Source organism: Microbacterium marinilacus (assembly GCF_019753765.1).
In the GTDB taxonomy this organism is placed as follows: Bacteria; Actinomycetota; Actinomycetes; order Actinomycetales; family Microbacteriaceae; genus Microbacterium; species Microbacterium marinilacus.
Genome location: NZ_JAIJZW010000002.1, coordinates 159,862 through 185,854 on the forward strand (window position 1 = coordinate 159,862; position 25,993 = coordinate 185,854).

Sequence of the window (25,993 nt, forward strand, 5' to 3'; positions counted from 1 at the left end):
TCTGCGGTTCGGCCGTTCCGTGGCCTGGGTGGCGAGCGATCCGTGCTCACACAGATCTATCGGCCGATCCGTCCGGGGCGTTAGCCGTCGAGGTCGAGGTACGCGGCGGGGCGCTCCGGCTCGGCGGGCACGAGCCGGAGCGCGGCCAGCTGGGCCGCGGCGTCGTCCCGCTCGTCGATGAGACGCGCCATGCGCTCGTGCTGGGCCGCGAGCGCGCGCCGCGCGCGGTCGGCCAGCTCGGGCGGGAGCGGGGATGCGGCCGGGGCCCACGCGTCGCCGACCGCGGCGTCGGGACCCTCGTCGAGCTGTCGTTCGAAGCGGTCGAGCAGCGCGGACCACTCGCGCTGCGCCGCGCCCTCAGGCACGCGCCTGCGCGGGGAAGGCGGACGAGACCGGACGTGCGTTCGCCGCCGCCACCTGCTGAGCCGCGGCGTGCCAGGCCTCGCGCAGCGGCGCCACCAGGTCGCGGCAGGAGCGGGTGCGCTCGGGGTCGCGACCCAGGTTCGCGCCGACGAGCGTGGTGGTGAGGAACGCGTACACGCCCCGCAGCCCGGCCGCGCCGTCCCAGGCGTCGGTGAGCGACGCGGTGAGCTCGGCGACGATCGACTGCGCGTGCTGCAGCTGGGCGTTCGCCTCCTGCCACTCGCCGGCCCGCTGCGCGGCCTCGCCGCGCTCGATGTCGAGCAGCAGCCGGTCGTACAGCATGGTGAGCAGCCGCTCCGGCGCGGCGGACATCACGGCGTCGGCCTGGTAGCGCTGCTGCGCGGCGCGCAGCTGGGCGACGCCGGCGCGAGCGGCGGGTGCGGGTGCGAGGTCGTTCATCAGGAGTCTCCCTGGCTGGTCGTCGGCAGCGACGCCAGCTGCGATGTGAGGTAGGCGGACTGGGACTGGAGCTGCGACAGCATGGTCTCGAGACGCGCGTAGGTGCGCTCGAGGGTCGCGCGGCGCTGCTCCAGGCGCACGTCCCACCGCTCGATCTGCTCCTCCAGCGAGCTGACCTCGCTCTGCTGCCCCGTGATGCGCGCGGTGAGCAGGCCGTCGTAGCGGTCGGAGTACTGCGTCGTGGTGGTCTCGACCCGCGCGGACAGCCCGGTGAAGACCTTCTCGACCGCCGCGGGGTCCTCCGCCATCGCCGCCTTGAAGCGCTCCGCGTCGAAGGACAGCACGCCGTAGCGGTCGATCGAGATGCCGATGCTCGAGGGGGAGACGCCGCCGACGGGATGCTGCACGGCGTCGGCGAGCGCGTGGCGCAGGGCGCGCACGGTGCTGTCGCCCGTGAACACCCCGAGCGTCGTCGTGTCGCCGGTCGAGGAGCCCACCGTCGCCTTCGAGCCGTTGTCGATGCGCTTGAGGATCGTCGCGATCCGGTCGACGAAGTCGCCGGCGGTCTTCGCGCGCGCGTCGTCGTCCACCGCCACGGAGATCGTCACGGGATCGGGCGATGCCCGGGAGACCGTCACGTCGACGCCGGGCAGCAGCCCCGTGAAGGTGTTGGTCGACGACGTGACGACCTGCTCCGCAGCCGTCCCCGCCCACAGCCGCAGCCGCGCGTCGGCTGCGGTCGCGACCACGGCGGCCCCGGTCTCGGAGGCGACGTCGACGGCCGTGCCCGCGTCGACGGCCGCCGCGTCGCCGCGGAACAGCTGGAAGGCGCCGGCCGTGCCCGTCTCGGTCGCGCTGAGCTGCAGGCGGAACAGGGGAGCACCGGACGCGTCGGTGCCCGCGGCGACGGCGGTCGCGGCGACGCCCGCTCCGGCGGCGTTGATCGCGCGTGCGACGTCGGCGGGCGACGACGACGCGGCGGTGATCTCGACGCGCTCGCCGGCCGCGTCGACCAGGGTGAGCACCGGCGGGTCGTCCGGCCAGGCGCTCAGCGCCGCAGTGACCAGGGTCTGCGCGGTGGCGACGCGGTCGACGACGACGTCGGTGGTCGAGGGCGTCGCGCCCGACGCGGCGGTCGCCGTGAGCGCGTCGCTCGACGACGTGGTGCGGTAGGCGGACAGTGCGCCTGGGGCGGCCGCCTTCTTCGCCTGCGTCAACAGGTCCTGCAGCGAGGTGTTCAGCGACTGGAGCTGCGTGATGATGACGCCCTTGTCATCGACCTTCGTCTTCAGCAGGGCGCGGGGAATGGACTGCACGTCCATGAGGGCGTCGATCAGCGCCGCCGTGTCCAGCCCCGAGACGAGGCCATCGAGCGAGAGTCCCATGCGCGCCTTCCGTTTTCGCGTGGAGGTCCGGGATCGGGGATGGCGCCCGGGGAGGGACGGGATGGGACCGTCCCTCCCCGGGGCCGGGACGAGTCCGCGAACGGCCCGAGGACCGCCGCGGGGGCTCTATCAGCGCAGCAGCTGCAGCACGCCCTGCGTCGACTGGTTCGCCTGCGCGAGCATGGCGGTGCCGGCCTGCGACAGGATGTTCGCCGCGGTGTACTTGACCATCTCGGAGGCCATGTCCGTGTCGCGGATGCGGCTCTCGGCTGCCGCGAGGTTCTCCGAGGAGATCTGCAGCGAGTTGATCGCCGACTCGAAGCGGTTCTGCGCCGCACCGAGGCCCGCGCGATCGGTCGAGATGCTCGTGATCTCCGTGTCGACGGCGTCGATCGCGGCAGCCGCGGTCGTCGCCGAGCTCACGTCGAGAGCCTTGATCGTCGCGCCGAGGCCTGACAGGTCGGTGAAGTCCACCGTGATCTGGTCCTCGGCCGCCGTGCCGCCGGCGCCGACGTGGAACGTCAGCGAGGCGTTGGTGGCGTCGAGTAGCTTGATCCCGTTGAAGTTCGTGCTCGCGGCGACGCGGGTGAGCTCGTCGCCGAGGGCGTCGATCTCGGTCTTGATGGCCGTGCGCGAGTCCGCGTTGTTCGAGTCGTTGCCGGCCTGCACCGCGAGATCGCGCACGCGCTGCAGGATGGAGTGGACCTCGGTCAGGGCGCCTTCCGCGGTCTGGATGACCGAGATGCCGTCCTGGGCGTTGCGGGCGGCCACGTTCAGGCCGTTGACCTGCGAGCGCAGGCCCTCGGAGATCGCGAGACCGGCCGCGTCGTCGGCAGCGCGGTTGATGCGGAGGCCGCTCGAGAGCTTCTCGAGGGACTTCGACAGGTCGTTCTGCGTGCTCGACAGGTTGCGGTAGGCGTTGAGCGCCGACACGTTGGTGTTGATCTGCATACCCATGGTTTTCCTCCGTGACTGGGTGGTGAAGCGGAGCCCGTCCGTGAGCTCCGCTCTGACCTATCGGCAGGTCTCCCGGGGAGGTAAGGCGAAGGCCGGCTCCCCTGGGGGAGCCGGCCTTCGCGGTCGCGTCGTCGTCAGAGCGCCGCGGCGCCCTTCAGGAAGGCGCCGGCGAGACGGCGCCCGCCGTTCGCGGCGATGCGCGTGAAGTACGCCTCGCGGGCGGCGTCGGACACGCGCGAGGTCGGTGCGGGGGAGTCCCCGGGGTTCTCGGCGTCGTACCTGTCGAGCGCGTCGCGCAGCAGCCGCAGGCCCTCGGCCCGCTGCTGCGAGACGGCCGAGTGGGACACGCCGAGCTCCGCGGCGATCTCCTTGACGGGCCGCTCCTCGACGTACACCGCCCGCACGATCAGACGCATCCGCTCCGGCAGCGCCTCGAGCGCGTGCTGCAGCACCTCGCGTCGCTCGCCCTGCGCGGCGGCCGCGTCGGGCAGGGGCAGGTCGGACGACACGGCGTGCACGATGGGGTCGTCGAGCGCGATCACCGTGCGCTCCGCATCGGCGAGCGCGTCCGTCACGGTCTGCGCGTCGACGCCCATCGTCGAGGCGATCTCGTCCGTCGTCGGCGTGCGTCCGAGCGCGGCCGTGAGGGTGTCGCGCACCGCGGTGGTCTCCTTGATCCGGCGCCGGATGCCGCGCGAGGCCCAGTCCATCGCGCGCATCTCGTCGGCGAACGCGCCGAGGATGCGACGGCGGGCGTAGGCGCCGAAGGGCACACCCATCGTGGGATCGAACGCGTCGGCCGCGGTCACCAGGGCCAGCGCGCCGGCCGCGGCGAGGTCCTCGCGGGAGATGTGGGTCGCCCGGGAGCTCAGCTCGGCGGCGAGGAAGCCGACCAAGGGGAGGTTCTCCACGACGAGGCGATTGCGCTCGACACGCGTCATTTTTCTGTTCTGCCGCTCTTCTAGGGGGGTAGGGGCGGAGTTCTCGGCTTCGGGGGAAGCCCACGATGCGGCATCCGGAGGTGTGACCCGCGCGGATGTCGTATCGAAGATATATCGCGATCCAAATGGACGTGCAAGCAGAACAGATGATCTTCTCGGATCCCCGTTCCGGTCGTGAATGGGTACCAGTCCCCACGGCCGCTTGTTACGGTACCCCCACGCTCGCCGATAGTGGCAGCTGACACGATCCCGGTCGTGTCGCATCAGGGGGAGATTGGGAACGGGAAATGGGAGCCAACGAGCTTTCGATGCACCTGTGGCGGGAGCGTGAGCTGCTGGAGATGCTGCTGTTCAAGCTGGAGGAGCAGGAACTGCTGCTCGCAGCGGGACGTTCGCGGTGGATCCACTTCGCCACGCGCGAGGTCGAACAGGTGCTCGAGCGCATACGCCAGGAGGGCCTCGGACGTGCCGTGGAGGTCAGCGGCGTGGCCGAGGAGTGGGGCGCACCCGACGACGCCACGCTGCGGCAGCTGATCGAGCACGCGCCGACCGATGCCTGGCGCGACGTGTTCACCGAGCACCTGCGGGCCATGACCGAGCTCACGGCCGAGGTCGCGCAGCGTCGGGACGCGAACGAGGTGCATCTTCGCGCCGCGGTCCGGGCGACGCAGGAGGCCATCGCCGGCCTCGGCATCCGCACCGGCGAGTACGACGCCGACGGCACGGTCGGGCCCGACGACTCGTCGCCCCGCATCGTCGACACCGCCCTCTGACGCCTCGGCGCCGGCACCGCACGAGCACCCGATCCGAACACGAACCGAACCTGGAGTGACATGTCGACCTTCACCGGACTGAACACCGCGGCCTCTGCGCTGTCAGCCGCGCGGCGCGGCATCGAGCTCACGGGGCAGAACATCGCCAACCAGACCTCGGCGGGCTACACGCGTCAGCGTCTGGAGACGTCGGCGGTCGCGGCGGTCGCCCAGGCGGGGCGGTTCAGCGCGGGCGCGGTGCCGGGCCAGGGCGTCTCGGTGGACGGCGTCGCGCGGCTCGGCGACGCGCTGCTCGACTCCCGGGTGCGCGACGCGCTCGGCGCGGCGGGCTTCTGGAGCGTCCGGGCCCAGGCGGCGCGCACCGCCGAGGCGACGATGGCCGAGCCGACCGAGGCGGGGCTCGCCCATCGCCTCTCGCAGTTCTGGGCCGACTGGCAGGACCTGTCCAACTCCCCGGACGCCGCGGCGGCGGCCGCGGTGGTGCTGAACGACGCGAGCGCCCTCGCCTCCCAGATCGCGGCGGGCTACGCCGCCGCGAGCTCCCAGTGGAGCGAGGCGCGCGCGGGCGTCGAACGGACCGTGTCGGAGGTGAACACCGCGGCGGATCAGATCGCGCAGCTGAACCGCGAGATCCGCGACGCGCTCGGTGCCGGGCGCTCGGCGAACGAGCTGATCGACCGCCGGGCCGTGCTGGCGGAGCGGGTGTCGCGACAGACCGGCGCGACGGCGTCCGTCGAGCAGGACGGCACGCTGACGGTCCGGATCGACGGCAACGCGCTCGTGTCGGGCGTGGAGGCGCGGCACCTGGTCGCGAGCGGCCCGTCCGGCATCACGGCGGGGCAGCCGGTCACGGTGGCCTGGGCGCATCGTCCGGACCAGCCGGTCGCCCTCTCCGGCGGCGAGCTCGGAGGCGCGCTCTCGGTGCTCGCCCCCGCCTCGGAGGGCGGCACCCTCGCGCAGCTGGCCGACACCTACAACCGCCTCGCGACGACGCTCGCCGAGCGCGTGAACGCCCAGCACCGCGCCGGTGCCACCGCGGCGGGGGAGCCGGGCGGAGACTTCTTCGACGTGTCCGCCGCGGGACCGGCCGCTCTCTCGCTGCGGGTGGTGCCGACGCGGGCCGACCAGCTCGCGCTCGCCGCGCCGGGCGCGGGCGCGTTCGACTCGTCCAACGCCGACGCCATCTCGCAGATCGGATCGAGCGCCGGATCGCCCGACGCCCTGTGGGCCGACTTCGTCACCTCGTTCGGCGTCGCGACGGCGGGCGACGTGCAGCGGGCGAGCGTCGCGGAGGTCGCCGCCGTCACGGCCGTCGGCGCGCAGCAGTCGGTGGCGGCGGTGGACGGCGACGAGGAGACCATCAACCTGCTCACGTACCAGACCGCCTATCAGGCGGCGGCGCGGGTGCTCACCGCGGTCGACGAGGCCCTCGACGTGCTCATCAACCGCACCGGCCTCGTCGGCCGCTGATCCCGCGACGCTCCCCGAAAGGCACGCCCATGATCTCCCGCGTCACCTCCCAGACGATGACCCAGGCGTCGCTGCGCAACCTGCAGACGAACCTGAGCCAGCTCGCACGCCTGCAGGAGCAGGCCACGTCGCAGCGGGCCTTCCTCGCCCCGTCCGACAGCCCGTCGGCGGCGGCCACGACGCTCGCCCTGCACGCCGAGCAGCGCCGCAACGAGCAGTACGCGCGCAACATCGACGACGGTCTCGCGCACGGCTCGTACGGCGGCGACATCCTCTTCGAAGGCGAGGGCGTGGCGTTCTCGTCGATCCGCGACTCCGAGGAGCGCGGCATCGTCATCATCCACCAGGAGCTGGCCCTCGTGCCGCACCTCTCGGTGGCCGAGAACATCTTCCTCGGCAACGAGCGGGTGCGCGGCGGCCTCATCGACTGGAACCAGGCGAACCACGAGGCGGCGGCGTTCATGGAGCGTGTCGGCCTCGACGAGAACCCGACCGTGCCGGTCGGCCAGCTCGGCGTCGGCAAGCAGCAGCTCATCGAGATCGCCAAGGCGATGACCAAGGACGTCAAGCTGCTGATCCTCGACGAGCCCACCGCGGCGCTCAACGACAACGACTCGGAGCACCTGCTCGGGCTGCTGCGCGAGCTGCGCGACCAGGGCATCACGTGCATCATCATCAGCCACAAGCTCGGCGAGATCGAGGCGATCGCCGACTCGACCACGATCATCCGCGACGGGGAGTCGATCGAGACGATCGACATGCACGGCGAGGACGCGACGCAGGCGCGCATCATCCGCGGGATGGTGGGCCGCTCGCTCGACCAGCGCTTCCCCGACCGCACGCCGCAGATCGGCGAGGAGATCTTCCGCGTCGAGAACTGGACGGTGCACCACCCGACGCAGGCCGGGCGCGTGGTGGTCGACGACGCGTCGATCTCCGTGGGCGCGGGCGAGATCGTCGGCATCGCGGGCCTCATGGGCGCCGGACGCACCGAGTTCATGATGAGCCTGTTCGGACAGTCGTACGGGCGCGACATCTCGGGCCGTGTCTTCCTGCACGGCAAGGAGATCCGCCCCCGCACCGTGCAGGAGGCGATCGGCAGCGGCCTCGCCTACGTGTCGGAGGATCGCAAGCACTACGGGCTGAACCTCATCACCGACATCCGCACCAACATCACGGCGGCGGCGCTCGGCAAGATCAGCAACAGGGCCAGCTTCGTCAACGGCAACGAGGAGATCAAGGTCTCCGAGGAGTACCGCCGCGACATGAACATCAAGACCCCGACCGTGATGCAGACCGTGGGCAACCTCTCGGGCGGCAACCAGCAGAAGGTCGTGCTGTCGAAGTGGCTGTTCTCGGATCCCGAGGTGCTGATCCTCGACGAGCCCACCCGCGGCATCGACGTGGGCGCCAAGTACGAGATCTACGAGATCATCAACGCCCTCGCCGCCGCCGGCAAGGCGATCATCGTCGTCTCCAGCGAGCTGCCCGAGCTGCTCGGCATGTGCGACCGCATCTACACGCTCGCGTACGGCCGCATCACCGGGCAGGCCCCCGCGGCCTCGGCCACGCAGGAGAGCCTGATGAGCCTCATGACCATCGAGAAGAACCAGAAGGAGGCCGCGGCATGAGCAATGTCCTGGCTGAGACCAAAGACCTGTTCACGCGCAACCTCCGGACGTCCGGCATCTACATCGCCTTCGTGGCGATCGTGCTGCTGTTCACGATCCTGACGGGCGGCACGCTGCTCGCGCCGGAGAACGTCACCAACCTGGTGCTGCAGAACGCGCACATCCTGATCATGGCGCTCGGCATGATCATGATCATCGTCGCCGGCCACATCGACCTGTCGGTCGGATCGGTGCTCGCGTTCGCGTCGGCCGTCGCCGCCGTGCTCGTCATCAGGCTGGGCATGCCGTGGTGGGTGGGCCTGCTCGCGGCCGTCGTGGTCGGCATCCTCGTCGGCGCATGGCACGGCTTCTGGGTCGCGTTCGTCGGCATCCCCGCGTTCATCGTCACCCTGGCGGGCATGCTGCTCTTCCGCGGCCTCACGTGGGTCGTGCTCGAGAACGTCTCGCTCTCGCCGTTCCCCGGCGAGTACAAGACCCTCGCGACCGGCTTCAGCCGCGGCCTGTTCGGCGAGGTCGTCGTGGGGCAGGGATCGGGGCTGCTGGCACAGCCGCAGACCGTCGACGTCTTCACGCTGCTGATCGGCGTGGTCGCCGTGGCCGGCTTCGTGGTGTCGCAGGTGCGCAGCCGCCGCGCGCGCATGGGCTACAACCAGAAGGTCGAGTCGATGCCGCTGTTCGTCGTCAAGCTCGCCGCCGTCGCGGTCGTGGCCATGGCGTTCGCGTGGGCGCTCGCCTACAACCGCGGCTTCCCGCTGGTGCTGATCGTGCTGGGCCTGCTCATCCTGATCTACCAGCTGATCACCAACCGCACGGTGTTCGGTCGTCACGTGTACGCGATCGGCGGCAACCTCTCGGCCGCGCAGCTGTCGGGCGTGAACGTGCGTCGTGTCAACTTCTGGCTGTTCGTCCACATGGGCATGCTGACGGGCATCGCGGCGGCCATGTTCTCCGCGCGCTCCAACGGCGCCCAGCCGGGCATGGGCAACAGCTTCGAGCTCGACGTGATCGCCGCCTGCTTCATCGGCGGCGCGTCGACCACGGGCGGCATCGGCCGAGTCACGGGTGCGCTCGTCGGCGGTCTCGTGATGGCCGTGATGTCGAACGGCATGTCGCTCATGGGCGTGCCGCAGTCGGTGCAGCCGATCGTCAAGGGCCTCGTCCTGCTGATCGCCGTCGCCTTCGACATCTACAACAAGCGCCGGGCCGGCGCCGCGCGCTGACCCGAGCCCACAGACGGCGGGCCGTTCCCCTTCCGGGGGAGCGGCCCGCCGTCTATCCGTCCAGCGCCGTCTCGTCGCGCTCGGCGAGGCGGCCGCCCGGCTCGAGGCCGATCACCAGGTCGATGCCCAGGCGGCGCAGGAAGGCGTGGTCGTGGCTCACGATCAGCAGAGCGCCGCGGTATGAATCGAGGGCCTCGGCCAGCTGCTCGACGCTCGCGATGTCGAGGTTGTTGGTCGGCTCGTCCAGGATCAGCAGCTGCGCGGGCGGGTCCGCGAGCAGCAGCTTGGCCAGCGCGACGCGGAAGCGCTCGCCGCCCGAGAGAGAGCCGACCGGGCGGTCGAGGGCGCTGCCGCGCAGCAGCAGGCGGGCGAGCTGGTTGCGCAGCTCCCCGGGCGCCGTCGCGGGGGCGGCGTCGCGCACGTTGTCCACCGCCGAACGCGCGTCGTCGAGGTCGTCCAGGCGCTGGCGCAGGTATCCGACCCGCTCGGTCAGCAGGATCCCACGGGTCGCGTCGCCCGTCACCAGCGCCTCGAGCAGCGTGGTCTTGCCGGCACCGTTCGGACCGACCAGCGCGACGCGCTCGGGCCCCTGGACCGTGACGGTGCGCGATCCGTCCGTCAGCTCGGCGATCCGCTTGCCGCGCGGCACGTCCGGATCCGGGAGCGTGATGTGGATGTGCTCCTCCTCGCGCACGCGCGCATCCGCGGCGTCCACGGCATCCTGCGCGTCCTGCACGCGCTCGTCGAGCGTGCCGCGCAGCGACCCGGCGGTCTCCTCGGCCTTGCGCTTGCGGGCGTTCGCGAGGATCTTCGGCATGTTGTCGGCCGACTTCCTCCCTGCGCGTGCGCGCGCCGCGATGCGCTGCTCGGCCTCCACGCGCTGACGCCTCTCGACCTTCAGCGTCTGCTGCGCGGTGCGGGCGGCCTGGGTGGCGGCGGCCTGCTCCTGCGCGAGCGCCGCACGGAACGCGCTGTAGGGTCCGCCGAACACCTCGAGCCGCGCGCCGCGTCCGCGGGCGACCTGGCCGAGGCCGCTCGACCGCAGCTCCGCCGTGTGCTCCATCCTCTCCAGCAGCTCGAGGTCGTGGCTCACGACGACGAGCGTGCCCGGCCACGCGTCGACCAGGCTCGCCAACCGCGCGCGGGCGGGTCGGTCCAGGTTGTTGGTCGGCTCGTCGAGCAGCGTGATGGGCGTGCGGCGCAGCCGCAGGCCCGTGATCGCGATCAGCATCGACTCGCCGCCGGAGAGCCCGCCGACGCGGCGGTCGAGGTCGGCGGCGCCGAAGCCGATCTCGTCGAGGGCCTCGTCGGCGCGGGCCTCGATGTCCCAGTCGTCGCCCACGGCGTCGAAGTGCCGCACGTCGGGGTCGCCCGACTCGATCGCACGGAGGCCCGCCAGCGTCGGCGCGATGCCGAGCAGGTCGGCGACCGTCGCGTCGCGGTCGAGCGTCAGCGTCTGGGGCAGGTAGCCGACGTCGCCGTCGGTCTCGACGCGGCCGCGCGTGGGCGGCAGGAGACCGGCGACGAGCTTCAGCAGCGTGGACTTGCCGACGCCGTTCCGGCCGACGAGCCCTGTGCGCCCGGACGGCAGCGTGCCGTCGAGACGGTCGAGGGCGACGGAGCCGTCCGGCCACTCGAACGTGAGGTCGCGGAGGGTGATGGCGGGCGTGGAGAGAGCGGGCATGAGAGGCCTTTCGAGGTGGGTGTCTAGGGCGCACCCGAACGGCTCTCCGCGGGGCGCTAGATGGTGCCGACCTCGATCTCCATGCCGACACCGTATCACCGCCCCGCCCGGCGTGCCCTACGTCAGCAGCGGCAGCCTGCCGACGATGCGGTCGACGCGGCCCCGCGGGCCCACCAGCGCGACCGCGAGGTAGCCGAGGTCGTCGGGCGCGCGGTGCGAGACCTCCTGCAGGTACTCGTCGTAGACCCGCGTGAGCTGCGCGTGCGCGGGCATGTCGGCGACCAGGACGCCGTCGGAGGATGCCGCGCGGGAGCGGATCGTCGTCAGCTGCGTCTGATCGCCCGCCAGCACCGTGCACCCGATCCACGGCAGCCCCGGATGCGAGGACCCCTCGGCGTCGACGGCGTCGGGGCCGAGCAGGCCGGAGACCGCGGCGCCCATCGCCGCGCCGACGCAGGCGGTGGCGTTGGCGATGCGACCGGCCGGGAGGCCGCCGTCGACCACGATCACCCACTTGAGCCGGGCCGCGCGGGTCGGCGCTCCCGTGTCGATCTCGTCGGCGGTGAACCCGAACGCGGGTGTATCCATGAGGCTCCTTGCGGTGTGCGGATCGTCGTGAGAACAGGGGACAATGTATCCAGATGATCCGGATGATGTTTCTACTGCCGGACGAAATACGGAGGAGACACCGAGATGGCGGATCTGGACGGACTTGATGCGGCGATCGTGGCCGCTCTCCAGACGAATGCGCGGATGACGAACCGCGAGGTCGCGGCGCGCGTCGGGGTCTCTCCGACGACCGCCCTCGACCGCACCCGTGCCCTGCGCCGTCGCGGCGTGATCCGGGGCGCCGTGCTCGACCTCGACCTCGCGAGCGTCGGAAGGGGCGTGCAGGCGCTGGTCTCGGTGCGGGTGAGGCCGCCCTCGCGGCGCAACATCGAGGCCTTCCGCGACTGGATCTCGGTGCTGCCCGAGACGCTGGGGGTGTTCGTGGTGAGCGGCGACGTCGACTTCATCGTGCACGTCGCGGTCGCCGACAACGATGCGCTCTACGCCTTCGTGATCGACAGGCTCACCGAGCGCGAGGAGGTGGCGGACGTCAAGACGACGGTCGTCTACGAGCACCTGCGCAACCACGAGATCGGCATCGCGTCGGCGCGCTGACCGTCACTCTCTGTCACATCGCCCTGTGCGTCCCGGGGCCGACGTAGCGTGGGGGCATCGCGGCGATCCGGGCGGTCCCGGGGCTCGGTTCATAACCGTCAGTCGTTGCGGGTTCGACTCCCGCCGTCGCGTCTGATCCGGCCCCGGTCCGCGAGACCGCGGCACCCGCGCGAGACCGAGAAAGCTGTGCGAGACCGTGGTCGCCGGCGCCGGTCTCAGCGGGAAACGTCGGTCTCGGCAGGGAACGTCGGTTTCGTGATGCAGCAGCAGCAGCTCAGGCGGGCGGGGGCGGGTGCTCGATGTCGAGGCGGACGCGCTGGGCGGAGAAGCGCGTCACGCCGTACTGCAACGGGGTGCCGTCCGTCAGCGTGTCGAGCGACTCGGTGACCAGGACGATCGCGCCCGGGTCGAGCCGCAGCAGCGCCGCCTCCGCGGCCGTCGCGTGCCGGGCGGACACCACGGTCGAGGCGCGGACGTAGTCGTCGATGCCGTGGGCGCGCAGCGCCGCGGTCACCGAGGACGTGCGCCGCAGCGCCGTCGCGATGTCGGGCAGCCGCCCGGCGTCGAACCAGTGCGCGCCCAGCGCGACGGGCTCGCCGTCCACGGTCCGCAGCGACTCCACGCGCACCACCGGGCCGCCCGCGATGCCGAGGCGCTCGGCGATCTCGGGCGACGCGGTCACCGTCTCGCTCTCGAGCACACGACCGGACGCCGAGTGCCGGTCGCCGATGCTCGTCGACAGCCGGGTGCGCATGCCGATCCGGTGCACGTGGACGGCGCCGCCGGTGACGAACGTGCCGCTGCCGCGGCGCGACTCGACCAGTCCGTCGGCGGCGAGCGAGGCGACGGCCTGTCGGGCGGTGTGGCGGTTCACGCCGAAGCGCTCGGCGAGGGCGTTCTCGGTCGGCAGCCGGTCGCCGGCGCGCAGGCCGCCCTCGGTGATCTCCGCGCGCAGCTCCTCCGCGATGAGGCGCCATGCGGAGTACCCGGTCGATCGGCTCGCGGCGGGATCGGTCATGCCTGCTCGCTCATCCTTCCTCGGTCTCGACCGGGCGGTTCACCGCACGTACATCCGTTCGTGGGCATCCGTTCGTGGGCTGTTCGCCACCCCGGGGGCTTCCCTTCTCCCCATCGTGCCACTACCTTGGCAGTTGTCTAGATAAATAGACAACTTGGAGGAGCGATGGAACACGGAGTCGACGAGCGCCGGCGCACCGCGCGCGTGCTCGCCCTGGCCTCCGCGGAGGAGCTCGCCGGGCTGTGGGCCGCGTGGCCCGACCCGCCGGAGATCGAGTACCTGCGCGGGCCCGAGGCGGGGCTGGTGATGGTGCAGGGCCGGATGGGCGGCACGGGGGACCGGTTCCACCTGGGCGAGGCGACCGTGACCCGGGCGACGGTGCTGGCGCGTATCGCCGACGCCGGCGAGACGGTCGGCACGGCGTACGTCCTCGGCAGCCACCCGGAGCACGCCGGGCTCGCCGCGGTCTTCGACGCGCTGCTGCTCTCCGCCCAGCGCGACCGCGTGCTCTCCGACGTGATCGAGCCGCTGGAGAGCGCGCAGCGCGAGCGCGACGAGCACGCTCGGGCGCAGGCCCGCAGCACCGTCGTGGACTTCTTCACGGTCTCCCGGGAGAACTCCGGGCCGGACGAGGACGACGACGAATGATCGGCGCCACGACCGCGACACACCTGCCCGGCTTCTCCGCCCCCGTGCACGACGCGCAGCGCACGTTCCGCGCGGTGCTCCAGGCCATGGCGCGGCCCACCCTGCCCCAGGACGTCGACCCCGTGCGCGAGGGCCGCCTGCGCACCCCGGCGCCGCTCGGCGCGGTCGCCGGCGCCGTGCTCCTGACCCTCTGCGACGAGCAGACGCCGATCTGGCTGGACCGGGCCCTCGCCGCCTCCGAGGACGTCCGCGAGTGGATCCGCTTCCACACCGGCGCCCGCCTGGTCGCCTCGTCCGGCGACGCGCTCTTCGCCGTGGCCTCCTCGCCGTCGGCAGCGCCTCGCCTCGCCGACCTCGCACAGGGGACGGACGAGGAGCCCCACCTGTCGGCCACGCTCGTGATCGACGCCACCGGCACCGCGCCGGTCGGGGCGTTCGTCGCGACCGGGCCGGGCGTCGACGGATCCGTCGCGTGGGACGGCTCCGGCCTGCCGCGCGTGCACGGCGAGGACGGCTTCCTCGCCCAGTGGCGCCGGAACCGCGTCGGCTTCCCGCGCGGGGTCGACGTCGTGCTCGCGGCCGAGACCACCGTGCGCGCACTGCCGCGCACCACCGAGCTCAGCGAGGGGAGCGCCTGATGTACGTCGCCGTCAAGGGAGGCGAGAAGGCGATCGCCAACGCGCACGCCCTGCTCGCCCAGCGGGGCCGCGGCGGCGACGCCGAACCGATCGCGTGGCGCGGCGTGCGCGACCAACTCGGCGTCCTCGTCTCGCGCGTCATGGCCGAGGGATCCCTCTACGACCCGGACCTCGCCGCCAAGGCGCTGCTGCAGGCGCAGGGCGACGTGCTCGAGGCCGTCACGCTGCTGCGCTCGTACCGCACCACGCTGCCGCGCTTCGGCACCACCGCCGCTCTCGACACGTCCGGTCTTCCGGCCGAGCGGCGCATCTCCGCGACCTTCAAGGACGTGCCCGGAGGGCAGCAGCTCGGCGCGACGTTCGACTACACGCACCGCCTCCTCGCCGACGACATCCCGGCGCCCGAGGTGCCGACGGACGGCGTGCCCGACGAGCAGCCGATGCCGCGGATCACCGACCTGCTGGGCGTCGACGCGCTCATCGAGCCCGATCGCGTGCCCGCCGACGGCGAGGCGGAGTGGACCGACCCGGAGCCCGCCGACCTCACCCGCGAGCCCACGGTGTTCCCGATGTCGCGCGCCGAACGGCTGCAGGCGCTCACCCGCGGCGACGAGGGCTTCCTGCTGTCGCTCGGCTACTCGACGCAGCGCGGCTTCGGCCGCACCCATCCCTTTGCCGGGGAGGTGCGGGTGGGCGAGGTCGAGGTGTTCTTCGACGCCCCCGAGCTGGGCTTCGAGGTGCCGATCGGACGCCTCGAGGTGACCGAGTGCCAGATGGTGAACCAGTTCGTCGGCAGCGCCGACCGGCCACCGCAGTTCACGCGCGGCTACGGCCTGGTGTTCGGCCGCGCCGAGCGCAAGGCCATGTCGATGTCGCTCGTGGACCGCGCGCTGCGCGCCGAAGAGTTCGGCGAGCGGCGGGTCTCGCCGGCGCAGGACGAGGAGTTCGTCGTCAGCCACGCCGACAACGTGCAGGCGACGGGCTTCGTCGAGCACCTGAAGCTGCCGCACTACGTCGACTTCCAGGGCGAGCTCGTGCTCATCCGTCAGCTCCACCGTGAGTTCCGCGAGCGCGTCGCCGCCGCGACCGAGGGGGACGAGTCCGCGGATGTCGTGTCGCCCTCCGCGACCATGTCGAGCGAGGGAACGAAGTGACCGAGACGAGACACGAGCCGCGCATCGTCTACAACGAGGGCTACCTCGACGAGCAGACCAAGCGCGTCGTGCGGCGCGGCCTGCTGAAGGGGGTCGCGGTCCCGGGCTTCCAGGTGCCGTTCGCCTCCCGGGAGGTGCCGATGCCGCGCGGCTGGGGCACCGGCGGGGTGCAGGTGACCGCCTCGGTCGTCGGCTCGTCCGACACGCTCAAGGTGATCGACCAGGGCGCCGACGACACGACGAACGCGGTGTCCATCCGGCAGTTCTTCGAGCGGGTCGCGGGGTCGCGCAGCACCACCCGCACCGACCTCGCCACGGTCATCCAGACCCGGCACCGCATCCCGGAGACGCCGCTCTCGGACGGCCAGATCATCGTCTACCAGGTGCCGATCCCCGAGCCGCTGCGGTTCCTCGAGCCGCGCGAGACCGAGACGCGCCGCCTGCACGCGCTGGAGGAGTACGGGCTGATGTACGTCAAGCTCTACGAGGACGTCGCGCGGTACGGCCACTTCGCGACCACCTACGACTACCCGGTGCTCGTGAACCAGCGCTACGTCATGGCGCCGTCGCCGATCCCGAGCTTCGACAACCCGAAGATGCACCAGAGCCCGGCCCTGCAGCTGTTCGGCGCGGGCCGGGAGAAGCGGATCTACGCGATCCCGCCGTACACCGACGTCGAGAGCCTCGGGTTCGAGGACTTCCCGTTCGAGCCGCAGAGCTTCGAGACGCCGTGCGAGATCTGCGGATCCGAGGGCGTCTACCTGGACGAGGTGGTGATGGACGACGCCGGCGGCGCGATGTACGTCTGCTCGGACACGGACCACTGCGAACGGACGGTCGCGAGCGACGAGGGCGCGGCCGGCGCGAGGAAGGAGGCGGTCCGATGATGGGCGCTCTCCGCACCCAGGTCGAGCGAGGGAACGAGGCGACCGAGTCGAGACCCGACGAGACCCCGCTGCTGAGCGTCGCCGGCGCGGGACACCGCTACGGCGACCGCTTCGGCTGCCGTGACGTGAGCTTCGACCTGTGGCCGGGAGAGGTGCTCGCGGTCGTGGGCGAATCCGGATCCGGCAAGTCCACGCTGCTCGGCATGCTGTCCCAGCGCCTGTCGACCGACGAGGGAGCCATCCGATACCGGCTGGCCGCCGGCGGCGACGGCAGGACGCGCGACCGGCTCGCCGACCTCGCGAGCCTCAGCGAGCGCGAGGTGCGGCGGCTGTGGCGGACGGACTGGGGCTTCGTGCACCAGCACCCCGCGGACGGCCTGCGCATGCACGTCACGCCGGCGGCAACATCGGCGAGCCCCTGATGGCGAACGGATGGCGGCACTTCGGTCGCATCCGCGCGCAGGCGGAGGGGTGGCTCGCCCGCGTCGAGATCCCCGCCGCGCGCATCGACGACGCGCCGGCGACGTTCTCGGGCGGCATGCGCCAGCGGCTGCAGATCGCCCGCAACCTCGTCTTCGGGCCGCGGCTGGTGTTCATGGACGAGCCCACGAGCGGCCTCGACGTGTCGGTGCAGGCCCGCCTGCTCGACCTGATCCGGTCGCTGGTCGCCGACCTCGGGCTCTCCGTCGTGATCGTCACGCACGACCTCGCGGTCGCCCGGCTGATCTCGCACCGCACCCTCGTGATGAAGGACGGCGCGGTCATCGAGTCGGGCCTCACCGATCGCGTGCTCGACGACCCCCAGGCCGCGTACACCCAGCTGCTCGTCTCCTCGATCCTCCAGGGCTGACCATGAACCTCGACACCTCCCGCACCATGCCTCCCGGCTGTGTCCTCTCCGTCCAGGACGTCGACAAGACGTTCACGCTGCACCTGCAGGGCGCCCAGCGCCTGCCCGTGCTGCGCGGGCTCTCGTTCGACGTGCCCCGCGGCGCATGCGTCGTGCTGGGCGGCGAGTCCGGCGCGGGAAAGAGCACCGTGCTGAAGATGGTGTTCGGCAGCTACGGGGCGGACGCCGGGCGCATCCTGCTCGCCGACGGCGATCCGCGGGACGGCGGCGTGCTCGATCTCGCCTCGGCCGCGCCGCGCCGAGTGCTCGCCGCCCGTCGCGAGACCATGGGCTACGTGAGCCAGTTCCTGCGGGCGGTGCCCCGCGTCCCCGCGCTCGACGTGGTCGCCGAGCCGCTGGTCGAGCGCGGCGTCGCGCGCGAGACGGCCCGCGAGCGGGCGGCCGAGCTGCTGGAGCGGCTCAGCATCCCCGACCGGCTCTGGGCGCTGCCCCCGGCGACGTTCTCCGGCGGCGAGCAGCAGCGCGTGAACATCGCCCGCGGCTTCGTCGCCGAGCGGCCGCTGCTGCTGCTCGACGAGCCCACCGCGTCGCTCGACGCGCGAAACCGCGGAGTCGTCATCGAGCTGGTCCGCGAGCGCCTCGCGCGCGGCACCGGGATGCTGGCGATCTTCCACGACCAGGACGTGCGGGACGCGGTGGGCGACGCGATCGTCGATGTCCGCGCGTTCACCCCCGAGCGGGAGGCGGCCGCATGACCCGCTACGCCGTCTACGCCCTGCCGGGGGCTCTCGGCGACGCCGACGCGCCCGAGGCGCTCCGGCTGCGCGCCGCCGCGGAGGAGTGGTACGCCCGAGAGGAGTTCCGCGACCTCACGGCCGGCGCGCGCCGCTACGGCTTCCACGCCACCCTCAAGGCCCCGTTCCGCCTCGCCGACGGCACGACCGAGGCCGGCCTGCGTTCCGCGGCCGACGCGTTCGCCGCCGAACGGGCGCCCGTGACGATCGCCGCACCGCGCGTGGAGGCACTCGGATCCTTCCGAGCGCTCCGGCCCGGCGGCGACGAGTCCGCCATCGACGCGCTCGCCGCAGACGCCGTCCGGGCCTTCGACGGGTTCCGCGCCGCCCCGAGCCCGGCCGAGACCGCGCGCCGCCGGCCCGACCGCATGACGCCGCGACAGCGCGAGCTGTTCGAGCGCTGGGGGTACCCGTACGTGCTCGACGAGTTCCGTTTCCATCTGACCCTCACCGACCCCGTCCCGGTGGATCGCGCCGCCCGGGTCGACGCGGCGCTCGCCGACGAGTTCGCGGGCGTCGCCGGCGCGGACGTGCCGTTGCTCTCCGTCGCCCTGTTCGTCGAGCCGGAGCCGGGCGCGCCGTTCGAGGTCCATTCCGTCCACCCGTTCCCCCGCCCGCAGGAGAGCCGCCGATGAGCACGACAGCAGAGACCGCCACCGAGACCGTCTTCACCAACGCCCGTGTCGTCCTGCACGACGAGGTGGTCCACGGCGCGGTCCGCGTGGTGGACGGCAGGATCGCCGACGTGTCCGAGAGCGTCGTCGCGACGGGCGTCGACCTGGAGGGCGACTTCCTGATGCCGGGCGTGGTCGAGGTGCACACCGATCAGGTCGAGGCGCACTTCCAGCCGCGTCCGCAGCGGTTCTGGGACCCGATCCCAGCCGTGATCGCGCACGACGCGCAGATGGCCGCCTCCGGCACGACGACCGTGCTGGACGCCCTGCGCATCGGCACGGGCCCCACCGACGGCAACGACATGGCGAAGAACGCGCGCACGCTCATCGACGCCGTCGTGCACGCCGCCGAGTCGGGGCTGCTGCGCGCCGACCACTTCGTGCACCTGCGTTGTGAGGTCTCCACACCCGACGTGGTCGACGTGTTCGACGCCGTCGGCGCGCACGAGCGCGTGCGCATGGTGTCGCTGATGGACCACACGCCGGGGCAGCGGCAGTACGCCGACGTCGAGGCCTTCCGCACCTACATGGTCGGCAAGGGACGGCTGAGCCACGAGCAGTTCGATGCGCACGTCGCCGAGCTGCACCGGCTCTCGGCGCGCTACGCCGACGCGCACCGACGTCAGATGGCCGAGCGCGCCGCGGCGCGGGGGATCACGATGGCCGCGCACGACGACGCGACGCAGGCGCACGTCGACGAGGGCGTGGCGCTCGGCGTCGGCATCTCGGAGTTCCCGACGACGCTCGACGCCGCCCGCGCGGCCCGTGCCGCGGGGCAGCTGGTGGTCATGGGAGCGCCCAACATCGTGCGGGGCGGCTCGCACTCGGGCAACGTGGCGGCCGTCGACCTGCTGGCGCAGGGGCTCCTCGACATCCTCTCCAGCGACTACGTGCCCGCGAGCCCGCTGCAGGCCGCGTTCCTGCTGTCCGCCCGCGGCGACGTCACGCTGCCGGAGGCGGCACGGCTGATCAGCGCCAACCCGGCGCGCGCCGTCGGGCTCGACGACCGCGGCGGGATCGAGCCGGGGCGCCGCGCCGACCTCGTCCGGGTGCACGCGTACGACGAGGCACCCGTCGAGCACCACCCGATCGGGTCGCCCGTGCCGATCGTGCGAGGCGTGTGGCGCGAGGGGGTCCGGGTCGCATGAGCGGGGCGTTCGTCGCCGTGATGGGGCCGAGCGGCGTCGGCAAGGACGCCGTCATCGGCTGCGCGAAGGACCTGCTGGCAGACGGCACCGGGCGGTACGTCTTCGCCCGGCGGGTGATCACCCGGCCGGCCGGTCCCGCCGAGGAGTGCACCTCGGTGACGGAGGACCGGTTCGCCGCGCTCGAGCGTCGGGGCGCGTTCGCGCTGTCGTGGCGCGCCCACGGCCTGGCCTACGGCATCCCGGACGAGTACGCGACGCACGTGCGCGACGGATCCGTCGTGGTCGGCAACGTCTCGCGCTCGGTGCTGACCCGGCTCGACGAGCGCTTCGCACGCTCTCTCGTGGTGCGGATCACGGTGCCCGACCACGTGCGCCGCGCCCGCATCGCGGCGCGCGGCCGCGAGGACGACCTCGGCGCCGCCGCGCGGCTGCACCGGGCGGATCCGGCGCCCGGGCACCGTCCCGACCTCGAGATCGTGAACGACGGCGCGCTGGCCGATGCGGGGGAGACGCTGGCAGCGTTCCTCCGAGAGGTCGCGGCGGTCGGTTCCTCGGAGATGCCGCCTTCTTCGGATCCCGCAGCCCGGTCGCGTCCGGAGAACACGGGATCTCCGTCGCAACCGGCACAGGACGGATGAGCGCGCCGGCCGAGGTCGCCGTCGTCGGGCCGGGGGCGATCGGCACGACCGTCGCGGCCGCACTGCACGAGGCGGGTCGCACGCCGCAGCTCTGCGGCCGCACCCCGCGGCGGAGCCTGGAGCTGCGCACGGGCGACGAGCGGATCGTCGTCCCCGGGCCGGTGCGGACCGACCCGGCGTCGATCGAGAGGACGGCGGGGATCGTCCTGCTGTCCGTGAAGGCGACGCAGACCACGGCCGCCGCGCCCTGGCTCGCCGCGCTCTGCGGGCCGGAGACCGTGGTGTGCGTCCTGCAGAACGGGGTCGAGCAGGTCGCCGCGGTCTCGCCGCTCGTCTCAGGGGCCCGGGTGATCCCTGCCGTGGTGTGGTTCCCCGCTGCGGCCCAGGAGGACGGGACCGTCTGGCTGCGCGGCGAGCCGCGCCTCACGCTGCCGGACACGCCCGCCGCGGCGGTCGTGGCCGAGGCACTGCGGGGCACGCGGTGCGTCACCGAGCTCGCCGCGGACTTCCGCACCGTCGCGTGGCGCAAGCTGCTGCAGAACGCGGCGGCCGGGCTGATGGCGCTCTCCGGCCGACGGGCGGGGATGTTCGCCCGAGAGGACGTGGCCGATCTCGCGCTGGCCTACCTGCGCGAGTGCCTCGAGGTGGCGCGTGCCGAGGGCGCGGAGCTCGGCGACGACGTGCCGGACCGGATCGTCGCCGGCTTCCGGGCGTCCCCGGCAGACCTCGGCACGTCGATCCTCGCGGACCGTGAGGCGGGCAGGGCCCTCGAGTGGGACGTCCGCAACGGCGTGATCGGGCGGCGTGCGCGCGCACACGGCATCCGCACGCCCATCGGCGACGTGCTCGTCCCGCTGCTGGCCGCCGCGTCCGACGGCCCCGGCTGACCCGTCGAGGGGCGTCCGGCACCGCGTGTCCGCGCCGAGACCGCGTGTCCGCGCCGGGACCGCGTGTCCGCGCCGAGACCGGGTTTCCGCGCCGAGACCGTCGCCGACGGACACGGTGTCGCGCGTCGAACGCTGTCTCGCCCGGTCGCCGCCGCGTCAGACCGCGACGCCCGCGACCTCGTCGGCGAACCCCTCGTCCAGGTAGCGGACGATGGCGGTGACGGCCTCGCGGCCCGCGCGGTTCGCGCCGACCGTCGACTGCGACGGGCCGAAGCCGATCAGGTGCACCCGCGGCTCGCCGCGCACCTGCGTCCCGCGCATCGTGATGCCGCCGAGGGAGCCCCGCAGGTACAGCGGGTCGAGATGCCGCAGGGCGGCCTTGAACCCCGTCGCCCAGAGGATCGCGTCCAGGGGCGTGAACGACCCGTCGGCCTCTCGCACCCCGTCCCGCTCGATCGCCGCGAACATCGGCCGCCGCACGAGCGCGCCGCGATCGCGCGCCGCGCGCGCGTAGGGCGTCCAGCCGAGGCCGGTGTAGCCGACGACGCTGCCCGTGGGGCGCCCCGCCTCGACGTCGGCGATCACTTTCTCGATCGTCGCCCTGCCGGTCGTCTCGGGCTCGAAGTCGCCCTCGACGAAGACCGGCTCGCGCCGTGTGTACCAGAACGTCTCGGCCACCCGCGAGATCTCCTCGAGCTGCTGCACCGCCGAGATGCCGCCGCCCACGATCGCCACGCGCTGCCCCTCGAAATCCTCCAGCGCGCCGTAGTCACGGGTGTGCAGCTGCCGCCCGCGGAACGCGTCCCCGCCGGGGTAGGGCGGAAGCACGGGGTTGTCCCAGGTGCCGGTCGCGTTGACGACGGCGCGGGCGACCCAGACCCCGGAGTCGGTGCGGACGACGAGGTCGCCGTCCTCGTCGTCGTCGGCGTAGTCGACGCTGACGACCCGCACGGGGCGCAGGATCGGCAGGCCGTAGCGCTGCTCGAAGGCCGAGAAGTAGCGCGGCACCGCGTCGCGGCTGGGCTCGTCCGGATCCATGTCCGGCTGCGGCAGCCCGGGCAGGTCGAAGATGCGGTTCAGCTTGTCCACGTGCAGCGACTCCCAGCGGTGCTGCCAGGCGCCGCCCGGGCCGGGGTTCGCGTCGAGCACGACGTACGTCCGCTCGGCGTCGGGCGCGGCGAGCGCGCTCCCGAAGCCGTGCCGGCGCAGATGGTACGCGGCCGACAGGCCGGCCTGGCCGGCGCCGATCACGACGACCGTGGCGCCGCGACTGAGATCGGGGGCGCGCCGAGAGCGCCTCTCGGCGCTGTCCGCCTCGTCGCCGGTCTCCGGGCTCGCGATCTCGGTCACGCCGGATCCAACCGCGCCCGTCGCCCGGGCATTCCTCAGCGTCGGGGCCGGTCCTCGCCGCCGCGGGGCGGGGCGGACGCGACGTCGACCGCGGGATGACCGGCGCGCGACTCCCAGGACCCGGCGAGCCCCTTGGCCGCATGCCGTGCCGCGCGCACCGCCCGCTCGTCGGCCCAGCTGTTGAGCCGGTGCCCCGCGTGCCCCTTGACGTGCTCGAGGATCACGTCGGGCAGCCCGGCCGCGCGTCGCGCGTCGCGGGCCTCGATGAGCGCCTCGAGGATCTCGACGTTCTTGACCGGCTGCTTGGCCGAGGTCTTCCACCCGCGGCGCTTGTGGGCGTCCATCCACGACGCGTACGTGTTGATGGCGTACATCGAGTCGGCCTGCACCGTCAGGCGGCGCACGTGGGCGTTGTCCACGATGCCGCGCAGCAGCGCGGTGAGCTCGCCGACGTTGTTGGTGCCCTGCGGGATCGCTCCGGCCGCCCACTGCCCGTCCTCGCCGATCCAGGCCCAGCCGGTCGGCCCGGGGTTTCCCTGGCAGGCCCCGTCGGTGGCGATCGTGTACGAGTCGAGGACAGCTTCCGGCACGGGATCAACCGTAGCCGCCCCGCGCTGCAGGGACGGGCCACGGCCCCACCACGTCCCGGGGCGTCGACGGCGCGCGCATGAAACGATGGGCGGGTGACCTCCGCCAACGCCGCCGCCAACCTCACGAGGGAGGAGACCGCCGCGCGTGCCGCCGCGATCTCGCTCCACGACATCCGGGTCGAGCTCGACCTCACCGGCGCCCCCGATGCGAGCCGCACGGGGTTTCCGACCACGACCGTCCTGACCTTCGACGCGAGCGCGCCCGAGACCTGGATCGACTTCATCGGCGAGGAGGTCGTGCGCGTCGTCGTGAACGGCGACCCGCAGCCGATCGAGTGGGACGGCGCGCGGATCCGCGTCGCCGGGCTCGCCACCGGTGCCAACGAGGTCCGGGTCGAGGCGGTGGGCGCCTACAGCCGCACCGGCGAGGGCCTCCACCGGTTCCGCGATCCGGTCGACGGAGAGACGTACCTGTACACGCAGTACGAGCCCGCCGACGCGCGCCGTGTCATGGCGTGCTTCGAGCAGCCCGACATGAAGGCGCGGGTCACGTTCGCGGTCGACGCCCCCGCGGGCTGGCACGTGCTGTCCAACCAGGCGTCCGTGCGCACGGGTGGCGGGGACGGGGAGCAGGCCGGCGGGACGCAGACGGTGGAATTCGCGCCGACGCTGCCGCTGTCGAGCTACATCACCGCCGTCGTGGCGGGCCCGTACCACCGCGTCGCGGGCGAGTGGACGAACGGCGAGCTGACGGTCCCGCTCGGCGCGTACTGCCGCGCCTCGCTCGCGCCCCACTTCGACGGCGAGGAGATCCTCGAGCTCACCCGCCAGGGTCTCGGCTTCTTCGACGAGGCTTTCGGCTTCCCCTACCCGTGGTCGACGTACGACCAGGTCTTCGTGCCCGAGTACAACCTCGGCGCCATGGAGAACCCGGGCCTCGTGACGTTCACCGAGGCCTACGTCTTCCGCGGCGCGACGACCGACGCCCAGCACGAGGCGCGCGCCAACACGATCCTGCACGAGATGGCGCACATGTGGTTCGGCGACCTCGTCACCATGCGGTGGTGGGACGACCTGTGGCTCAAGGAGTCGTTCGCCGACTACATGGGCGCCCACGCGTCGGCCGCCGCCACGCGCTTCACGGGCGCGTGGGTGTCGTTCGCCGCCCGCCGCAAGGCGTGGGCCTACCAGCAGGACCAGCTGCCCACGACCCACCCGATCGTGGCGGACATCCCCGACCTCGAGGCCGCGAAGCTGAACTTCGACGGGATCACCTATGCGAAGGGGGCGTCGGTGCTCAAGCAGCTCGTCGCCTACGTCGGCGAGGACGCCTTCTTCGAGGGCGCACGTCGGTACTTCCGCGCCCACGCCTACGGCAACACGACCCTCGACGATCTCCTCGTGCAGCTCGAGGAGGCGTCGGGTCGCGACGTGCGCGCCTGGTCCCGTGCCTGGCTCGAGACCACGGGCATGTCGACCCTCTCGTACGACCGGGCCTCGGGCGAGCTGATCCAGGCAGACCCGCGGCCGCACCGGCTCGCCCTCGGGTGCTACGCGCTCGCCGAGGGACGCCTCGCGCGGACGGCGCTCGTCGAGACCGACATCCGCGAGGAGCGGACGGCCGTCGAGCTGCCCGACGCCGACCTGATCCTCGTCAACGACCTCGATCTCACCTATGCCAAGGCCCGTCTCGACGAGCGCTCGCTCGACGCGGTGCAGGAGGCGCTGTCGACCCTGGAGGATCCGCTCGCTCGGGGCCTCGTCTGGTCGGCGCTGTGGAACGCGACGCGCGATGGCGAGCTGCCGGCGGCGCGCTACCTCGCGATCGTGCGCCGTCACGCGCCCCTCGAGTCGAACGTCGGCCTGCTCTCCGCCGCGACGGCGAACGCCGCGTTCGCCGTCGAGCACTACGTCGCCGAGCCCGCGCGTGCGCAGGAGCGCCGCGCCTGGCTCGACGCGACGTGGCAGCAGACGCACGAGGCCGAGCCCGGCAGCGGGGCCCAGCTCGCCTGGGCCCGCGCCCTGGCCGGCGCCGCGTCGCACGACGACGCGCGGGCGGCCGAGCTGCGCGGGATCCTCGACGGCGACGCGCCGGCGCCGGCCGGACTCGCGCTCGACGCCGACCTGCGGTGGTCCTGGCTCGCCGCGCTCGCCGCGACCGGGCACGCCGCGCAGGCCGACGCCGACGCCGAGCTCTCGCGAGACGACACGGCGACCGGACGCACGGCCTGGGTCCGGGTGCGCGTCTCGCGACCGGAGGCTGCGGCGCGCGCCGCCGCGTGGGACGCCGCGTGGAACGACCGGGAGCTGACGAACGACCACCTCGCCGCGACGATCGGCGGCTTCCACGCCGGTGAGTCCCGTCCTCTCGTCGCGGGCTTCGACGCCGAGTACTTCGCGCGGATCCGTGACGCGTGGGCGGAGCGCAGCATTGAGATCGCACGCCGTCTCGTCGTCGGCCTCTTCCCGTCGTCCGACTCGCTGGAGCCGGTCGACGAGTGGCTGCGGCAGAACGCGGATGCGCCGGGGGCGCTGCGGCGCCTGGTGGTCGAGCAGCGCGATCACCTCGCGCGCGACCTGCGCGTGCGGGCTCTGCAGTAGGCCGCACGGAGCGGCGTCCGCGTTCGCCGTCGCACGGGACGTACATCCTCAGGATGACCCGGATCCCCA

At 72.8% G+C, this 25,993-nt stretch carries 27 protein-coding genes and 1 tRNA gene; 18 read left to right on the plus strand and 10 right to left on the minus strand.

Annotated elements, in window-relative coordinates:
• Window positions 1-80 precede the first annotated feature (80 nt).
• The 5 genes from K5S26_RS04180 to K5S26_RS04200 all read right to left on the minus strand — a co-directional run bounded on the left by K5S26_RS04180 (window position 81) and on the right by K5S26_RS04200 (window position 4,105).
• Complete coding sequence (locus K5S26_RS04180; protein WP_221856303.1) at window positions 81-365, minus strand: hypothetical protein; 285 nt, start codon at window positions 363-365, stop codon at window positions 81-83.
• Entirely contained in the window at window positions 358-822 is a 465-nt protein-coding gene (fliS, locus tag K5S26_RS04185; RefSeq protein WP_221856304.1) for a flagellar export chaperone FliS, read from the minus strand. Before fliS ends, K5S26_RS04180 begins: the two co-directional genes overlap by 8 nt.
• Window positions 822-2,207 carry a flagellar filament capping protein FliD gene (gene fliD, locus K5S26_RS04190; protein WP_221856305.1) on the minus strand — a complete coding sequence of 462 codons (1,386 nt, stop codon included), beginning with the start codon at window positions 2,205-2,207 and terminating at the stop codon, window positions 822-824. Before fliD ends, fliS begins: the two co-directional genes overlap by 1 nt.
• Window positions 2,208-2,336: 129 nt before the next feature.
• On the minus strand, window positions 2,337-3,164 hold the full coding sequence (locus tag K5S26_RS04195) for a flagellin N-terminal helical domain-containing protein (RefSeq protein ID WP_221856307.1): 828 nt from the start codon (window positions 3,162-3,164) through the stop codon (window positions 2,337-2,339).
• A 134-nt stretch (window positions 3,165-3,298) separates the two neighbouring features.
• Window positions 3,299-4,105, minus strand: coding sequence for a sigma-70 family RNA polymerase sigma factor (locus tag K5S26_RS04200; RefSeq protein WP_221856309.1), 807 nt, complete (start codon window positions 4,103-4,105; stop codon window positions 3,299-3,301).
• A 287-nt stretch (window positions 4,106-4,392) separates the two neighbouring features.
• On the opposite strand from K5S26_RS04200, the gene flgN reads away from it, so the two are divergent.
• From flgN to mmsB, 4 genes are read left to right on the plus strand one after another with little or no spacing between them, the layout of a single operon-like run.
• A complete protein-coding gene (gene flgN / locus K5S26_RS04205) occupies window positions 4,393-4,878 on the plus strand; it encodes a flagellar export chaperone FlgN (RefSeq protein ID WP_221856311.1) in 486 nt (161 codons plus the stop codon).
• Window positions 4,879-4,938: 60 nt separating this feature from the next.
• Window positions 4,939-6,348 carry a flagellar hook-associated protein FlgK gene (gene flgK / locus K5S26_RS04210; RefSeq protein ID WP_221856313.1) on the plus strand — a complete coding sequence of 470 codons (1,410 nt, stop codon included), beginning with the start codon at window positions 4,939-4,941 and terminating at the stop codon, window positions 6,346-6,348.
• A 29-nt stretch (window positions 6,349-6,377) separates the two neighbouring features.
• On the plus strand, window positions 6,378-7,979 hold the full coding sequence (locus K5S26_RS04215) for an ATP-binding cassette domain-containing protein (RefSeq protein ID WP_246603579.1): 1,602 nt from the start codon (window positions 6,378-6,380) through the stop codon (window positions 7,977-7,979).
• The gene (mmsB, locus tag K5S26_RS04220) at window positions 7,976-9,199 is read left to right on the plus strand and encodes a multiple monosaccharide ABC transporter permease (RefSeq protein WP_221856315.1); all 1,224 of its coding nucleotides are present in this window, start codon (window positions 7,976-7,978) and stop codon (window positions 9,197-9,199) included. Before K5S26_RS04215 ends, mmsB begins: the two co-directional genes overlap by 4 nt.
• Window positions 9,200-9,251: 52 nt before the next feature.
• On the opposite strand, the gene K5S26_RS04225 is transcribed toward mmsB, so the two are convergent.
• Window positions 9,252-10,883 (minus strand): ABC-F family ATP-binding cassette domain-containing protein, encoded by a 1,632-nt coding sequence (locus K5S26_RS04225; protein WP_221856317.1) that lies wholly within the window; start codon window positions 10,881-10,883, stop codon window positions 9,252-9,254.
• Window positions 10,884-11,000: 117 nt separating this feature from the next.
• Window positions 11,001-11,471 carry a DUF2000 domain-containing protein gene (locus K5S26_RS04230; RefSeq protein WP_221856319.1) on the minus strand — a complete coding sequence of 157 codons (471 nt, stop codon included), beginning with the start codon at window positions 11,469-11,471 and terminating at the stop codon, window positions 11,001-11,003.
• A gap of 105 nt (window positions 11,472-11,576) precedes the next feature.
• On the opposite strand from K5S26_RS04230, the gene K5S26_RS04235 reads away from it, so the two are divergent.
• A complete protein-coding gene (locus tag K5S26_RS04235) occupies window positions 11,577-12,047 on the plus strand; it encodes an Lrp/AsnC family transcriptional regulator (protein ID WP_281427124.1) in 471 nt (156 codons plus the stop codon).
• 58 nt (window positions 12,048-12,105) lie between these two features.
• Window positions 12,106-12,179: transfer RNA gene (locus K5S26_RS04240), tRNA-Met, on the plus strand.
• Window positions 12,180-12,321: 142 nt separating this feature from the next.
• Here K5S26_RS04240 and phnF read toward each other — a convergent pair.
• Entirely contained in the window at window positions 12,322-13,065 is a 744-nt protein-coding gene (phnF, locus tag K5S26_RS04245; protein WP_221856321.1) for a phosphonate metabolism transcriptional regulator PhnF, read from the minus strand.
• 165 nt (window positions 13,066-13,230) lie between these two features.
• On the opposite strand from phnF, the gene phnG reads away from it, so the two are divergent.
• Genes phnG through K5S26_RS04300 form a run of 11 tightly spaced genes read left to right on the plus strand, consistent with a single transcriptional unit; the run spans window position 13,231 to window position 21,383 of the window.
• Entirely contained in the window at window positions 13,231-13,713 is a 483-nt protein-coding gene (gene phnG, locus K5S26_RS04250; protein WP_221856323.1) for a phosphonate C-P lyase system protein PhnG, read from the plus strand.
• Window positions 13,710-14,351 (plus strand): phosphonate C-P lyase system protein PhnH, encoded by a 642-nt coding sequence (phnH, locus tag K5S26_RS04255; RefSeq protein WP_221856325.1) that lies wholly within the window; start codon window positions 13,710-13,712, stop codon window positions 14,349-14,351. Before phnG ends, phnH begins: the two co-directional genes overlap by 4 nt.
• Entirely contained in the window at window positions 14,351-15,505 is a 1,155-nt protein-coding gene (locus K5S26_RS04260; protein ID WP_221856327.1) for a carbon-phosphorus lyase complex subunit, read from the plus strand. The genes phnH and K5S26_RS04260 overlap by 1 nt, the downstream gene beginning before the upstream one ends.
• Window positions 15,502-16,392, plus strand: coding sequence for an alpha-D-ribose 1-methylphosphonate 5-phosphate C-P-lyase PhnJ (locus tag K5S26_RS04265; RefSeq protein WP_308122751.1), 891 nt, complete (start codon window positions 15,502-15,504; stop codon window positions 16,390-16,392). Before K5S26_RS04260 ends, K5S26_RS04265 begins: the two co-directional genes overlap by 4 nt.
• Complete coding sequence (locus K5S26_RS18950; protein WP_221856329.1) at window positions 16,389-16,814, plus strand: ATP-binding cassette domain-containing protein; 426 nt, start codon at window positions 16,389-16,391, stop codon at window positions 16,812-16,814. Before K5S26_RS04265 ends, K5S26_RS18950 begins: the two co-directional genes overlap by 4 nt.
• A complete protein-coding gene (locus tag K5S26_RS18955; protein ID WP_221856331.1) occupies window positions 16,814-17,242 on the plus strand; it encodes an ATP-binding cassette domain-containing protein in 429 nt (142 codons plus the stop codon). The genes K5S26_RS18950 and K5S26_RS18955 overlap by 1 nt, the downstream gene beginning before the upstream one ends.
• A gap of 2 nt (window positions 17,243-17,244) precedes the next feature.
• Window positions 17,245-17,997, plus strand: coding sequence for a phosphonate C-P lyase system protein PhnL (phnL, locus tag K5S26_RS04280; protein WP_221856334.1), 753 nt, complete (start codon window positions 17,245-17,247; stop codon window positions 17,995-17,997).
• Window positions 17,994-18,671, plus strand: coding sequence for a DUF1045 domain-containing protein (locus tag K5S26_RS04285; RefSeq protein WP_221856336.1), 678 nt, complete (start codon window positions 17,994-17,996; stop codon window positions 18,669-18,671). Before phnL ends, K5S26_RS04285 begins: the two co-directional genes overlap by 4 nt.
• Window positions 18,668-19,858 (plus strand): alpha-D-ribose 1-methylphosphonate 5-triphosphate diphosphatase, encoded by a 1,191-nt coding sequence (locus tag K5S26_RS04290; RefSeq protein WP_221856338.1) that lies wholly within the window; start codon window positions 18,668-18,670, stop codon window positions 19,856-19,858. Before K5S26_RS04285 ends, K5S26_RS04290 begins: the two co-directional genes overlap by 4 nt.
• Window positions 19,855-20,496 carry a phosphonate metabolism protein/1,5-bisphosphokinase (PRPP-forming) PhnN gene (gene phnN / locus K5S26_RS04295; RefSeq protein WP_221856340.1) on the plus strand — a complete coding sequence of 214 codons (642 nt, stop codon included), beginning with the start codon at window positions 19,855-19,857 and terminating at the stop codon, window positions 20,494-20,496. Before K5S26_RS04290 ends, phnN begins: the two co-directional genes overlap by 4 nt.
• Window positions 20,493-21,383, plus strand: a complete 891-nt coding sequence (locus K5S26_RS04300; RefSeq protein WP_221856342.1) for an oxidoreductase — start codon at window positions 20,493-20,495, stop codon at window positions 21,381-21,383. Before phnN ends, K5S26_RS04300 begins: the two co-directional genes overlap by 4 nt.
• 156 nt (window positions 21,384-21,539) lie before the next feature.
• On the opposite strand, the gene K5S26_RS04305 is transcribed toward K5S26_RS04300, so the two are convergent.
• Window positions 21,540-22,634 (minus strand): NAD(P)-binding domain-containing protein, encoded by a 1,095-nt coding sequence (locus tag K5S26_RS04305; protein ID WP_308122783.1) that lies wholly within the window; start codon window positions 22,632-22,634, stop codon window positions 21,540-21,542.
• Window positions 22,635-22,768: 134 nt separating this feature from the next.
• Window positions 22,769-23,323, minus strand: a complete 555-nt coding sequence (locus K5S26_RS04310) for a ribonuclease H family protein (RefSeq protein WP_308122752.1) — start codon at window positions 23,321-23,323, stop codon at window positions 22,769-22,771.
• A 93-nt stretch (window positions 23,324-23,416) separates the two neighbouring features.
• Between K5S26_RS04310 and pepN the strand changes: the two genes are divergently transcribed.
• Window positions 23,417-25,924, plus strand: a complete 2,508-nt coding sequence (gene pepN / locus K5S26_RS04315) for an aminopeptidase N (protein WP_221856344.1) — start codon at window positions 23,417-23,419, stop codon at window positions 25,922-25,924.
• Window positions 25,925-25,993: the final 69 nt, after the last annotated feature.